Origin of the sequence: Streptomyces racemochromogenes (assembly GCF_044129415.1) — a bacterium.
In the GTDB taxonomy this organism is placed as follows: Bacteria; Actinomycetota; Actinomycetes; order Streptomycetales; family Streptomycetaceae; genus Streptomyces; species Streptomyces racemochromogenes_A.
In genome coordinates this window covers 22847-34998 of record NZ_JBBDHD010000040.1, presented here as the reverse complement: position 1 = coordinate 34998, position 12152 = coordinate 22847, and the positions used below count along the sequence as shown (strand labels likewise).

Here is a 12152-nt window from a genome sequence, read left to right as displayed (position 1 = left end):
CCGCGGCACCGGACAGCGATCGCCGAGTCCCCGTCAGGCGCGAGCCTGGGGAGCCGGGGACCCACATCGTCCCTGGGGTGAATCGGACCGCCTCGCCAGAGGGGGGCCGTAGGAGACCTTCCTGCTCCGAACCCGTCAGCTAACCCGGTAGGCGAGAAGGAAGGAAAGGATCACCCCCGCCATGGCGTTTGGCAGTCGTGCAGCCGGTTCCGGCAAGCACCGTGGTTCGAGCCGTCTGAGCCGCAAGACCGCCGGGTACGCCGGCATCGCGGCCCTCGCCACCACGGGCGTGGTCGGCACCCTGGCCGCTCCGGCCTTCGCCGCCGACTCCCACGGCGGCCCCTCCCCGGAGGACACCGGCGCGCTGAACGCCGTCGTCGTCGCCGACGGCCTCCAGGACGACATCGAGGTCCAGGCCGCGACCCAGCAGACCGCCGCCGAGTCCGTCGCCGCCCAGGCGCAGGCCGAGGCCGACGCGAAGGTGCGCGCCCAGGAGGCGAAGCGCATCGCCGAGGCCAAGGAGAAGGCCGAGCGCGAGGCGGCCGAGAAGGCCGCCCAGGAAGAGGCCCGCAAGCGCGCCAACACCTTCGTGGCCCCGGTCGACGGCTCCTACGTCAGCACCCAGTACGGCGCGGGCGGCGGCATGTGGTCCTCCGGCAGCCACACCGGCATCGACTTCCACGCCGACGAGGGCACCTCCGTCCACGCGGTGGGCGCGGGCACCGTCGTCGAGGCCGGCTGGGGCGGCGCCTACGGCAACAACGTCGTGATCCGCCACAACGACGGCAGCTACACCCAGTACGGCCACCTGATGTCGCTGAGCGTCTCGGTCGGCGAGACCGTCACCGCCGGCCAGCAGATCGGCCTGTCGGGCTCCACGGGCAACTCCAGCGGCCCGCACCTGCACTTCGAGGCCCGCACCGGTGCCACCTACGGCACGGACATCAACCCGCTGGCCTACCTGCGCCAGCACGGTGTCGGCATCTGACCCGACTTCGTGAGGAAGGCCCCGGCTCTGTGAGCCGGGGCCTTCTGCGTTTCCGCGTTTCTTCCGTCAGGATTTCCATGCGTTCTCGGAAATCTCCGCGGGTTGCAATAGAGTCGCAGGGGCGGCACGGTCGATCGGAACGAAACCCAGCGAAACCCAGCGGAGGTCCGGCCTTGAGTATTCCGGCGCACGCGGTGTGTACGGCCATTCGCGACGACATCGTCTCCGGATTCTTCGGGCTGGGCGGCCGGCTGACCGAGGAGGTGCTCGCCCGCCGGTACGGGGTCTCCCGGGTGCCGGTGCGCGAGGCGCTGCGCACGCTGGAGTCCGAGGGGTTCGTCACCACGCGGCGGCACGCGGGGGCGTGCGTGGCGGAGCCGAGCGAGCAGGAGGCGGCCGACCTGCTGGAGCTGCGGCTGCTGCTGGAGCCCCTCGCGGCCGCGCGCGCGGCCCGGCGGCGGACCGAGGCGCACCTGAAGGTGCTGCGGGGGATGGTGCGGCTGGGCCAGGAGCGGGCCGGGCGGGCGCAGGGGGAGGATCTGCGGGCGCTCGGGAGCTGGTTCCACGAGACCCTGGCACAGGCGTCCGGCAGCCCGGGGCTGATCACGCTGCTGACGCAGACCCGGCGCAAGATCGCCTGGCTGTACGAGGTGGGGGCGCCGGCCCGCCCGGTGGACTCCTGGGCGGAACACGGGGCGCTGGTGGACGCGGTGGCGCGGGGGGACGCCGAGCGGGCCCGGGCGGTGGCCGCGCTGCACGGGGAGCGGGCCGTGGGGGTGTTCCGGCCTCGGGTGAGGAATCTGCAACGTGCCGTAAACACGGCGGGCGGTCGGAATTAACGCGCGGCGTGTAGAAAAGGGGCCGGGCCGCGGGTAATTCCCCCGCAGCAGGCGTGCGGCTGCCGCCGGTCAATTCCGGTGAGAAATGCTGCGGCGGATTTTCGGGTGACGGAATTCCGGGGCGGGGCGGGGCGGACCGGGAACGTGCGAAGCCGCGGTCCCCGGGGTGGTGGGACCGCGGCTTCGGAGGAGGGGGTCAGACCGTTTCCGGGAGTTCCTCCAGGCCCTCCGCGACCAGCTTCGCGAGACGGTCCAGCGCGACCTCCGCGCCCTCCGCCTCGGACGCCAGGACGACCTCCTCGCCGCCCTGGGCGCCCAGGCCCAGGACCGCCAGCATGGAAGCGGCGTTGACGGGGTCGCCGCCCGCCTTCGCGATGGTCACGGGGACGCCGGAAGCGGTCGTCGCGCGGACGAAGATCGACGCGGGACGAGCGTGCAGGCCCTCGGCCCAGCCGACGTTGACACGGCGCTCTGCCATGGTGATGCCCTTCAGGTTCTCGCGGTTGTCTAGACCAGTCTCTCACGTGACCCGGAATGCTCGGACCGGCCTCCGGCCCGGTCCCGCCGCCGTTCGGCCCTCCTCAGCTTTGCACTGATCCGCCCCCTCACGCCTCATTCCCGGGGTACGCGCCGTACCGCCTGTCGGAGGTACCCGGTCGCCCGGCCGGATCCTGCGCTTAGGCTGGCCCCATGACCATCGCGTCGGACCCCTCGTACCCGGCCCACTGGGAAGCGGACGTCGTGCTGCGCGACGGCGGCACCGCCCGGATCCGCCCCATCACCACCGAGGACGCGGGGCGGCTGGTCAGCTTCTACGAGCAGGTCTCGGACGAGTCGAAGTACTACCGCTTCTTCGCCCCCTACCCCCGCCTCTCCGACCGCGACGTGCACCGCTTCACCCACCACGACCACGTCGACCGCGTCGGCCTCGCCGCGACCATCGGCGGGGAGTTCATCGGCACCGTCCGCTACGACCGCATCGGCCCCGACGGACGGCCCGCCTCCGCCCCCGCCGACGAGGCCGAGGTGGCCTTCCTCGTCCAGGACGCCCACCAGGGCCGCGGGGTCGCCTCCGCCCTGCTCGAACACATCGGGGCCGTGGCGCGGGAGCGGGGCATCCGCCGCTTCGCGGCCGAGGTGCTGCCGGCCAACACCAAGATGATCAAGGTGTTCACGGACGCCGGCTACCAGCAGAAACGCAGCTTCGAGGACGGCTCCGTCCACCTCACCCTCGACCTGGAACCCACCGCCGAGTCCCTCGCCGTCCAGCGCGCCCGCGAACAGCGCGCCGAGGCCCGCTCCGTCCAGCGGCTGCTGGCCCCGAGCTCCGTCGCGGTGATCGGCGTCAGCCGTTCCGGATCCGGCGTGGGCTGCGCAGCCCTGCGCAACCTGCGCGACGGCGGCTTCCACGGCCACCTCTACGCCGTCAACGAGGCCCGGGCCGCCGGGATGGAGGGGGACCTGCTGGACGGGGTGCGGGCCTACCGGGCCGTCGCCGACATCGGCGCCCCCGTGGACCTCGCCGTGATCGCCGTGCCCGCCGAGCGTGTGCCGGACGCCGTCGCCGCCTGCGGGGAGCACGGGGTGCAGGGGCTGGTCGTGCTGTCCGCCGGATACGGGGAGAGCGGCCCGGACGGGCTGGCCCGGCAGCGCGAGCTGGTACGGCAGGTCCGCTCGTACGGCATGCGGCTCATCGGGCCCAACGCCTTCGGGGTGATCAACACCGCGCCGGACGTCGAGCTCAACGCCTCCCTCGCCCCCGCCCCCGCCACCGCCCGCGGGCGGACCGGGCTCTTCACGCAGTCGGGGGCCATCGGTATCGCCCTGCTGTCCGGGCTGCTGCGCCGCGGCGCCGGCCTGTCCTCCTTCGTGTCCGCAGGCAACCGGGCGGACGTCTCCGGGAACGACATCCTCCAGTACTGGTACGAGGACGAGGCCACCGACGTGGCCCTGATGTACCTGGAAACCCTCGGCAACCCCCGCAAGTTCACCCGCCTCGCCCGCCGCACCGCCGCCGTCAAGCCGCTCGTCGTCGCCCTCGGCGGCCGGCACACCCCGGCCGGGCACCTCGTCCCCGGGACCCGGCTCCCCGAGGCCACCGTCTCCGAGCTGCTCCGGCAGGCCGGCGTCATCCGGGTCGACACCGTCACCGAGCTCGTCGACGCGGGGCTCCTGCTGGCCGGACAGCCCCTGCCGGCCGGGCCCCGCGTGGCGATCCTCGGGAACTCCGAGTCCCTCGGCGTCCTCACGTACGACGCCTGCCTGAACGAGGGGCTGCGGCCGTCACCCCCGCTGGACCTCACCACCGCCGCCACCCCCGAGGACTTCCGCACCGCCCTCACCGCCGCCCTCGCCTCCGAGGACTGCGACGCCGTCGTCGTCACCGCCATCCCCTGGGTCGGCGAGCGGGCCCTGGCCGACGACCTCGCGGAGGCCCTGCGCGAGGCCGTCGCCGAGGTCCCCGGCAAGCCCGTCGCCGTCGTCCACGTCGAGCTCGGCGAACTCGTCGAGGCGCTCTCCGCCGCCCGGGCCACCGCCCCCGCCGCCACCCCGCCGCCCGCCGCCCCCGGCGCCCGCGACCGCACCACGGCCGCCGCGGCTCCCGCACCCGCACCCGCCGGCCCCGGCTCCGGCGGCCGGATCCCCGCCTACCCCGCCGCCGAGCGGGCCGTGAAGGCCCTCGCCGAAGCCGTCCGCTACGCCCAGTGGCGCCGCGCCGCCGCCGACGCCGGGCACGTCCCCGAATACGAGGACATCGACGAGAGCGGCGCCGCCGCCCAGCTCAGCACCCTCCTCGCCGGGGTCGCCGAAGGCGCCGTGCTCACCCTGGACGAGCCCGACGCCCGCGCGCTGCTCGCCCGCTACGGCATCCGCGTCCTGCCCGTCCTCCCCGCCCCCAGCGCCGACGCCGCCGTCCGCGCCGCCCGCGTCCTCGGCTACCCCGTCGCCCTGAAGACCACCGCCCCGCACCTGCGCCACCGCGCCGACCTCGGCGGCGTGCGCCTCGACCTCACCACCGAGGCCGAGCTGCGGCGCTCCTACGAGGAGCTCACCGAGGCCCTCGGCAAGCCCGCCGAGCTGCTGCCCGTCGTCCAGTCGATGGCCCCGCGCGGGGTGGACACCGTCGTCCGGTCCGTCGTCGACCCCGCCGCCGGCACCGTCCTCTCCTTCGGGCTCGCCGGCGTCCCCTCCGAGCTGCTCGGCGACACCGCGCACCGCCTGGTCCCCGCCACCGACCGCGACGCCGCCGGACTGGTCCGCTCCCTGCGCGCCGCACCCCTCCTCTTCGGCTGGCGCGGCAGCGACCCCGTCGACACCCCCGCCCTGGAGGAACTGCTGCTGCGGCTGTCCCGCCTGGTGGACGACCACCCCGAAGTGACCGGGGTCTCCCTGGAGCCGGTCGTCGTCGCCACGGAAGGGCTCACCGTGCTCAGCGCCACCGTCCGCGTCGCCCACCCGCCCGCGCGGACCGACCTCGGCCCGCGCACCCTCCCCAGCTACTGAGCGACGGGCAGGTAGGGGGACCCCGTACGGGCCTTAGGATGGACCTCATGGCGAAATCCGGTACGACGACCCAGGGGCTGCGCGCGGCGATCGAGCGCAGCGGCTACTACCCGGCCCTCGTGGCCGAGGCCGTGGAGGCCGCGGTGGGCGGCGAGCCGGTCTCGTCGTACGTGGTCCACCAGGAGACCACCTTCGACTCCAACGAGGTGCGCCGGCACGTCACCGTGCTGGTCCTCACCGACAACCGGTTCATCGTCAGCCACACCGACGAGCAGGCCGCCGACGCCGGGTCCCCGTCCCCGTACGCGACCACCTCCACCGAGTCGGTCAAGCTCGGCTCCATCTCCTCGGTGGTGCTCAGCCGCGTCGTCGCCAACCCGGAGTCCTACACCCCCGGCCAGCTGCCCCGCGAGGTCGTCCTGACCATCGGCTGGGGCGCGGTCTCGCGCATCGACCTGGAGCCCGCCGCCTGCGGCGACCCCAACTGCGACTCCGACCACGGCTACACCGGCAACTCCACCGCCGACGACCTCAGCCTGCGCGTCAGCGAGGCCGGCGACGGCCCCGAGACGGTCCGCCAGACGCTGCTCTTCGCCCAGGCCCTCTCCGAGGCCACCGCGGCCACCGCCCGCTGATGTCCTACCCCGCGCCGCCGAACTGGCCAGGCGAACCGGAACTGCTCGACCTCGCCGGCGCCCCGGTCCCGCACTACGGCACCGGCTCGCTCGCCGACCTGCTGCCGACCCTCGCGGCCGGCCAGGGCGTGCCCGGCCTCACCGCCGGGATCGCCGAGCTGACCCCCGCCGACCGCAACTGCGTCTTCCTCGTCGACGGCATGGGCTGGGAGCAGATCGAGGCCCACCCCGAGTACGCCCCCTACCTGGCCTCCCTGCTCGCCACCTCGCGCGGCGGCACCGGCCGGCCGATCACCGCGGGCTTCCCGGCGACCACCGCCACCTCCCTCGCCTCCGTCGGCACCGGCCTGCCGCCCGCCCGGCACGGCCTGCCCGGCTACGCGGTGCGCAACCCGGCCTCCGGCGAGCTGATGAACCAGCTCCGCTGGTACCCGTGGACCCCGCCGAAGCCCTGGCAGCCGTACCCCACGGTCTTCCAGCTCGCCGACGCGGCCGGCGTGCACACCGCCCAGGTGTCCGCCCCCCACTTCCAGAGCACCCCGCTCACCCAGATCGCCCTCAGCGGCGGCACCTTCCACGGCCGGATGACCGGTGAGGAGCGGATGGACCTCGCCGCGATCCAGCTCGCGGCCGGTGAGCGCTCGCTCGTCTACACGTACTACAGCGAGCTCGACGGGGCCGGACACCGCCACGGCGTGGACTCCGACGCCTGGCGCGGCCAGCTCATGTACGTCGACCGGCTCGTCCAGCGCCTCGCCGAGCAGCTCCCGCCGCGCACCGCGCTCTACGTCACCGCCGACCACGGCATGGTGGACGTCCCCTTCGACGAGGACTCCCGCATCGACTTCGACGAGGACTGGGAGCTCGGCGCGGGAGTCGCCCTGCTCGGCGGCGAGGGCCGCGCCCGGCACGTCTACGCGGTGCCCGGCGCCGAGGCCGACGTACTGACCGTCTGGCGTGAGGTCCTCGGCGACCGCTTCTGGGTCGCGAGCCGCGAAGAGGCCCTGGAACTGGGCTGGTTCGGGGCGCCGGGGGAGTGCGACGAGCGGGTCCTCGGCAGGATCGGCGACGTGGTCGCCGCCGCCCACGCCGACGTCGCGATCACCGCCTCCCGCAACGAGCCCAACGAGTCGGCCCTCACCGGCATGCACGGCTCCATGACGGCCGCCGAACAGCTGGTCCCGCTGCTCGAAGTCCGCACCTGAGCACCGCCGTCCCGTCCCGCCCCGCCCCTCCACCGCCCACGACCCGAAAGGTCCCGTACCTCCCATGCCCGAGCTGGTGTTCTTCTCCGGAACGATGGACTGCGGAAAGAGCACACTGGCTCTCCAGATCGGCCACAACCGCTCCGCACGCGGCCTCCAGGGCGTGATCTTCACGCGGGACGACCGGGCGGGCGAGGGCAAGATCTCCTCCCGGCTCGGCCTGGTCACCGAGGCGGTCGAGGCGGCCGAGGGCATGGACCTGTACGCCTACCTGGTGGAACTGCTCTCCAAGGGAGGCAAGGCCGACTACGTGATCGTGGACGAGGCCCAGTTCCTCGCCCCCGAGCAGATTGACCAGCTGGCCCGCATCGTCGACGACCTCGACATGGACGTCTTCGCCTTCGGCATCACCACCGACTTCCGCACCAAGCTCTTCCCCGGCTCCCAGCGGCTGATCGAGCTCGCCGACCGGATCGAACAGCTCCAGGTCGAGGCCCTGTGCTGGTGCGGCGCCCGCGCCACCCACAACGCCCGCACGGTCGGCGGCGTCATGGTCGTCGAGGGCGCCCAGGTGGTCGTCGGCGACGTCAACCGGCCGGCGGAGGAGATCGGCTACGAGGTCCTGTGCCGGCGCCACCACCGCCGCCGGCTCACCTCCGCCACGGCGCACGCCGGCACCCTCTCCCCGGACGTCCTCCCCGTCACCTCCGCCTGACACCCCCCGGCCCCAGCCCCCTACGGGCCTACGGACTACCCACGTTGGTGATGGCCCCGGTCCCGCCCCCGGGCGAGACTGATCACACTTCGTGGCCGTGGCGTCGGCGAAGACGATGGGGAAGAGGGCTGGGGATGCCATGCGGCAACTTGACGTAGCACTGATCGGCGCGGGACTCATAGCCCGCTTCCACCTGGACGCGTGGACCGCCGTCGGCGCGTCCGTCCGCGTCCACTCCACCGACGGCCGCGCGGAGGAACTGGCCGGGGAGTTCGGCGCCAAGGCCGTCGGCTCCCTCGACGAGGCGCTGGACGGCGCGGACGCCGTCGACATCTGCACCCCGACGGACAGCCACCACGCCATCGCCATGGCCGCCATCGCCGCGGGCGTGGGCGTCGTGTGCGAGAAGCCCCTCGCCGCCTCCCTTCCCGAGGCCGAGGAGATCGTCGCCGCAGCCGCACGCGCCGGCGTACCGCTGTACCCGACCCACAACGTCCGGTTCGCCCCCGCCTACGCCCGCCTCCACGCGCTGGTGGCGTCGGGCCGCCTGGGTACGGGCGCCATCGGCCGGTTCACCGTGGCCGGACACCATCCGCGGCCCTGGACCGCCGAGGTTCCCGCCCGGTCGGGCGGCATCCTCACCGACCAGATGCTGCACGGCGTCGACATCGCGTACTGGCTCTTCGGGGACGTCGTCCGGGTCCACGCCGAGTACCAGGGCGACATCGCCGCCCCCGCCCCGACCGGGGCCGTCGCCACCGGAACCGCGGTCCTCACCCACGCGAGCGGCGCTCTCAGCCAGGTGGTGTGCCGGTGGACGGCCACCCCCCAGCCCCCCTTCCGCCTCACCTACCAGGTGACCGGCACGGACGGGACGGCCCTCTACGACTCCGAATGGCCGCAGGAGACCAGGGCGTTCGGCGTCGAGGACCCGGCGTTCGGGCACTTCGGGGAGAAGCCGTTCCTCTCCGAGATCAGCGAGTTCGCCCAGGGCCTCCTCGGCGGTCCCGAGCCGCGCCTGGGACCCCACGACGCACTGGCCGCCATCCGCATCACCCAGGCCGCCGCCGAGTCCGCCTGGAGCGGGCGCGCCGTGGACCTCGAACCGATCGGAAAGGGGGCCGCGGCATGAGGGTCGCCGTCCTGTCGTTCGCGCACGAGCGCGCCGCGACCTACGCCCGGCTGCTGGCCGCCACACCCGGCGTCGAGCTGGTCATCGCCGACCCCGACGGCCCGCCGCAGGACCCGGCCCGCGGGCGGGCCGTGGCACGGGAACTGGGAGCGGCCTACGCGGAGGGCTGGGACGAGGCGTTCGCGCTGCGCCCCGACGCCGTGGTGGTCACGAGCGGCCTCGCCCGCCGCAGGGACCTGGTCGAGCGGGCCGCCGGGGCCGGGGCCCACGTCCTGTGCGAACAGCCGCTCGCCGCCACCGCGACGGACGCCCTGGCCATGGTGCGGGCCTGCGAGGAGGCGGGGGTGCGGCTGACGCCCGCTTCCCCCGAGTGCTCCAGCCCCGCGTTCGCGGCCGTCCGGGAGGGACTCGCCGCGGGTACGGCCATCGGCAGGCTGACCACCGTGCACGGCGCCTGCAACGCCCCCGCCGCCGAGGGACCGGAGGCGGGCGCGGTCCTGGCCGCCAACGCGGCGTCCCTGCTCGCCCTGGTGGACGCCGTGCTCGGCGGACAGCCCGCCGAGCGGGTGTACGCCCAGTCCAACGGGCTCCTCAGCGGGGGCCAGGACGTCCAGAGCGCGGCCCTCATGACGGTGCGCTACGCGGACGGGACGGTCGCGTCCCTCGACTGCAGCCGGGGCCTGGCGGGGAACCCGTCGGGGGCGGGCGGGCCGGCCCTGACCTTCGTCGGCGAGCGGGGCAGCGTGGACTTCACCGCCCGCCCGCGGCTGATCGGCGGCTTCGACTCCGCCACGGGCGCGGAGCGCTGGGAGCCGGGCGGCGGAGACCTGGAGGCCCGCGTGCTCGGCGCCTTCCTCGCCGGCGACGGCGACGGCGGCGGCGGCGACGGGCCCGGCCCGGACGGCGCGGCCGCCGTGCGCACGCTGCGGATCATCGAGGCCGCGATCGAGTCGTCCCGTACGGGCCGGCCCGTCGAACCGGCCGCGCCCGCGGGCGCTTAGGCACCGGAGGCGGCCGACGGAGCTCCCGGCGCACGGTGGACCCCCAGGGGACACCGGGCGCCGGGAGCTCCGTCTTTTCCCCTCCCGATCGCGGCCGGAAATCCCCTTGAGATCCGCTGGGAAAGGGCGGGCCGGGGCCTACCAGGCTGAGGGATGTTGTGGCGTGAACCATCCGCCTAGCCTGGATCAGGAGATCAGGCCCATGCCCGCGCGACGCTTCGAAAAGCCGCTTCGGGGTGGGCGCTCACACATTTCGCGATCGTTAAGGGGACGTCCACATGTCGCAGCTTCTGCATGTCGATTCGAGTCTCGGTACTGAATCCGTGTCGAGGCGGCTCTCGGCCCACTTCGCCGAGGAGTGGCGCAACAACCACCCCGGCGGCGGCTACGCCTACCGCGATGTCGCGGCCCAGCCGGTACCGCACATCACCGAGCCCGTGCACCAGTCCCTCATCTACCCGGACACCGACCACGGGCAGAGCGAGCAGGAGCGGGAGCTCACCGCGGCGATCACCCGCGAGGTCCTCGACGCCTCCGTGATCGTCCTCGGCGTCCCCATGCACAACTTCACCATCCCGTCGGCGCTCAAGGCCTGGCTGGACCGCATCGTCCACCCGGCCCACATGGCCGTCCCCAGCCCGCTCAGCGGCAAGAAGGTCGTCGTCGTGCTCTCCCGGGGCGGCTCCTACGCGCCGGGTACGCCGCGCGAGGCCTTCGACTACCAGCAGACGTACCTCAAGGCGATCCTTGAGGCCATCGGCCTGGGCGAGGACCTCACCTTCGTCACCGCCGAGCTCACGATGGCCACCGTCGCCCCGCAGATGGCGGAGTTCCGGCCGCTGGCCGAGGCCTCCCTGGCGAACGCGTACGACACCCTCGCGAAGCTGGCCCAGTAGCCCAGGCCCCGCCCGCCCCGAGCGAGAAGGACCCCATGAGCGACGCAATCTCCTACGAGGAGCCGTGGGCGCGGACTCACCACTTCGACCCGCCCGCGCTATTCGATTCCCTGCGCAAAGAACGACCCCTCGCGCGCATGGTCTATCCCGACGGACACATCGGGTGGATCGCCACCAGCCACGAACTGGTCCGCAAGGTCCTCAGTGACCCGAGGTTCAGCCACGGCCTCCAGGAATTCCACTTCCCGGTGACCCGTTTCGGAGAAGCAGTCATCGGCAGCTCCCCGGAGATCCCCGGCATGTTCATCCACATGGACCCGCCGAACCACACCCGCTACCGGCGGCTGCTGACGGGCGAGTTCACCGCCCGCCGGGCGAACCTGCTGGCCCCGCGCGTCGCGGAGGTCGCCGCCGAGCAGATCGAGGTGATGCGCGCCCAGGGCGGTCCCGTCGACCTGATCGGCAGCTACGCCAAGCCGCTGGTCCTGAGGGTGCTGTCCGAGCTGATCGGCTTCCCGTACGAGGAGCGCGAGCGCTACCAGCACGCGCCGACGGTGCTGCACGACCCGGACTCCACGCAGGAGGAGGTCGGGGCCGCCTTCGGACAGGTGACCGCCTTCATCACCGAGCTCGTCGGGAACAAGCGGCAGCAGCCCGGCGACGACCTGATCAGCCGTCTGATCGCCGAGGGCGAGCTCACCACCGAAGAGATCTGCAACATCGTCACCCTGCTGCTCTTCGCCGGCTACGAGACCACCGAGAGCGCCCTCGCCGTCGGCGTCTTCGCCCTCCTGGAGCACCCGGAGCAGCTCGCCGCCCTCCGCGCGGATCCGTCGAAGCTCGACGCCGCCGTCGAGGAGCTCCTGCGCTACATCACCGTCAACCAGTACGAGATGTACCGCACCGCGCTGGAGGACGTCGAGCTCGACGGCCACCTGGTCAAGAAGGGCGACACCGTCACCGTGTCGCTGCCCGCGGCCAACCGCGACCCGGCCCGGTTCGGCTGCCCGGCCGACCTCGACATCGACCGCGAGACCTCGGGCCACGTGGCGTTCGGCTTCGGCGTGCACCAGTGCCTCGGCCAGAACCTCGCGCGCGTCGAGCTGCGCACCGGCCTGTCGGCCCTCCTGAAGGCCTTCCCCGACCTGCGGCTGGCCGTGGCCGCCGAAGAGGTCCCGCTCCGGCTCAAGGGCTCCGTCTTCGCGGTGAAGAGCCTGCCCGTCACCTGGTAGCAGTC

General features: G+C 73.6%; 11 protein-coding genes and 1 riboswitch. Of the genes, 10 read left to right on the top strand and 1 reads right to left on the bottom strand.

From position 1 onward, the window contains the following. Positions 1 to 10 precede the first annotated feature (10 nt). Positions 11 to 168: riboswitch (cyclic di-AMP (ydaO/yuaA leader) on the top strand. A 13-nt stretch (positions 169 to 181) separates the two neighbouring features. Both WDV06_RS17525 and WDV06_RS17520 read left to right on the top strand, forming a co-directional pair. After that, complete coding sequence (locus WDV06_RS17525) at positions 182 to 988, top strand: M23 family metallopeptidase (RefSeq protein ID WP_395510689.1); 807 nt, start codon at positions 182 to 184, stop codon at positions 986 to 988. Between the two features lie 173 nt (positions 989 to 1161). Continuing rightward, positions 1162 to 1827 carry a GntR family transcriptional regulator gene (locus WDV06_RS17520; protein WP_395510688.1) on the top strand — a complete coding sequence of 222 codons (666 nt, stop codon included), beginning with the start codon at positions 1162 to 1164 and terminating at the stop codon, positions 1825 to 1827. Between the two features lie 196 nt (positions 1828 to 2023). On the opposite strand, the gene WDV06_RS17515 is transcribed toward WDV06_RS17520, so the two are convergent. Then, positions 2024 to 2305: an HPr family phosphocarrier protein gene (locus WDV06_RS17515; RefSeq protein ID WP_045948746.1), complete on the bottom strand. Its 282-nt coding sequence runs from the start codon at positions 2303 to 2305 to the stop codon at positions 2024 to 2026. A 212-nt stretch (positions 2306 to 2517) separates the two neighbouring features. Here WDV06_RS17515 and WDV06_RS17510 point away from each other — a divergent pair, with 212 nt between their 5' ends. The 8 genes from WDV06_RS17510 to WDV06_RS17475 all read left to right on the top strand — a co-directional run bounded on the left by WDV06_RS17510 (position 2518) and on the right by WDV06_RS17475 (position 12147). Then, complete coding sequence (locus WDV06_RS17510) at positions 2518 to 5331, top strand: bifunctional acetate--CoA ligase family protein/GNAT family N-acetyltransferase (protein WP_395510687.1); 2814 nt, start codon at positions 2518 to 2520, stop codon at positions 5329 to 5331. Between the two features lie 38 nt (positions 5332 to 5369). Next, positions 5370 to 5966 carry a DUF5998 family protein gene (locus WDV06_RS17505; protein ID WP_211275092.1) on the top strand — a complete coding sequence of 199 codons (597 nt, stop codon included), beginning with the start codon at positions 5370 to 5372 and terminating at the stop codon, positions 5964 to 5966. Continuing rightward, positions 5966 to 7171: an alkaline phosphatase family protein gene (locus tag WDV06_RS17500; RefSeq protein ID WP_395510686.1), complete on the top strand. Its 1206-nt coding sequence runs from the start codon at positions 5966 to 5968 to the stop codon at positions 7169 to 7171. Before WDV06_RS17505 ends, WDV06_RS17500 begins: the two co-directional genes overlap by 1 nt. Before the next feature lie 64 nt (positions 7172 to 7235). Continuing rightward, positions 7236 to 7886 carry a thymidine kinase gene (locus WDV06_RS17495; RefSeq protein ID WP_395510685.1) on the top strand — a complete coding sequence of 217 codons (651 nt, stop codon included), beginning with the start codon at positions 7236 to 7238 and terminating at the stop codon, positions 7884 to 7886. Positions 7887 to 8025: 139 nt separating this feature from the next. Next, positions 8026 to 9018, top strand: coding sequence for a Gfo/Idh/MocA family protein (locus tag WDV06_RS17490; protein ID WP_395510684.1), 993 nt, complete (start codon positions 8026 to 8028; stop codon positions 9016 to 9018). Further along, complete coding sequence (locus WDV06_RS17485) at positions 9015 to 10019, top strand: Gfo/Idh/MocA family protein (RefSeq protein WP_395510683.1); 1005 nt, start codon at positions 9015 to 9017, stop codon at positions 10017 to 10019. The genes WDV06_RS17490 and WDV06_RS17485 overlap by 4 nt, the downstream gene beginning before the upstream one ends. 278 nt (positions 10020 to 10297) lie before the next feature. Beyond that, the gene (locus WDV06_RS17480; protein ID WP_395510682.1) at positions 10298 to 10915 is read left to right on the top strand and encodes an FMN-dependent NADH-azoreductase; all 618 of its coding nucleotides are present in this window, start codon (positions 10298 to 10300) and stop codon (positions 10913 to 10915) included. A gap of 35 nt (positions 10916 to 10950) precedes the next feature. Continuing rightward, complete coding sequence (locus tag WDV06_RS17475) at positions 10951 to 12147, top strand: cytochrome P450 (RefSeq protein ID WP_395510681.1); 1197 nt, start codon at positions 10951 to 10953, stop codon at positions 12145 to 12147. Positions 12148 to 12152 lie beyond the last annotated feature (5 nt).

What these genes read in the sequence shown, in the direction of transcription:
- WDV06_RS17525 (WP_395510689.1), top strand. Translation starts at nt 182, where the DNA reads ATGGCGTTTGGCAGTCGTGCAGCCGGTTCCGGCAAGCACCGTGGTTCG.
- WDV06_RS17510 (WP_395510687.1), top strand. Translation starts at nt 2,518, where the DNA reads ATGACCATCGCGTCGGACCCCTCGTACCCGGCCCACTGGGAAGCGGAC.
- WDV06_RS17500 (WP_395510686.1), top strand. Translation starts at nt 5,966, where the DNA reads ATGTCCTACCCCGCGCCGCCGAACTGGCCAGGCGAACCGGAACTGCTC.
- WDV06_RS17515 (WP_045948746.1), bottom strand. Translation starts at nt 2,305, where the DNA reads ATGGCAGAGCGCCGTGTCAACGTCGGCTGGGCCGAGGGCCTGCACGCT.
- WDV06_RS17475 (WP_395510681.1), top strand. Translation starts at nt 10,951, where the DNA reads ATGAGCGACGCAATCTCCTACGAGGAGCCGTGGGCGCGGACTCACCAC.
- WDV06_RS17495 (WP_395510685.1), top strand. Translation starts at nt 7,236, where the DNA reads ATGCCCGAGCTGGTGTTCTTCTCCGGAACGATGGACTGCGGAAAGAGC.
- WDV06_RS17490 (WP_395510684.1), top strand. Translation starts at nt 8,026, where the DNA reads ATGCGGCAACTTGACGTAGCACTGATCGGCGCGGGACTCATAGCCCGC.
- WDV06_RS17505 (WP_211275092.1), top strand. Translation starts at nt 5,370, where the DNA reads ATGGACCTCATGGCGAAATCCGGTACGACGACCCAGGGGCTGCGCGCG.
- WDV06_RS17485 (WP_395510683.1), top strand. Translation starts at nt 9,015, where the DNA reads ATGAGGGTCGCCGTCCTGTCGTTCGCGCACGAGCGCGCCGCGACCTAC.
- WDV06_RS17480 (WP_395510682.1), top strand. Translation starts at nt 10,298, where the DNA reads ATGTCGCAGCTTCTGCATGTCGATTCGAGTCTCGGTACTGAATCCGTG.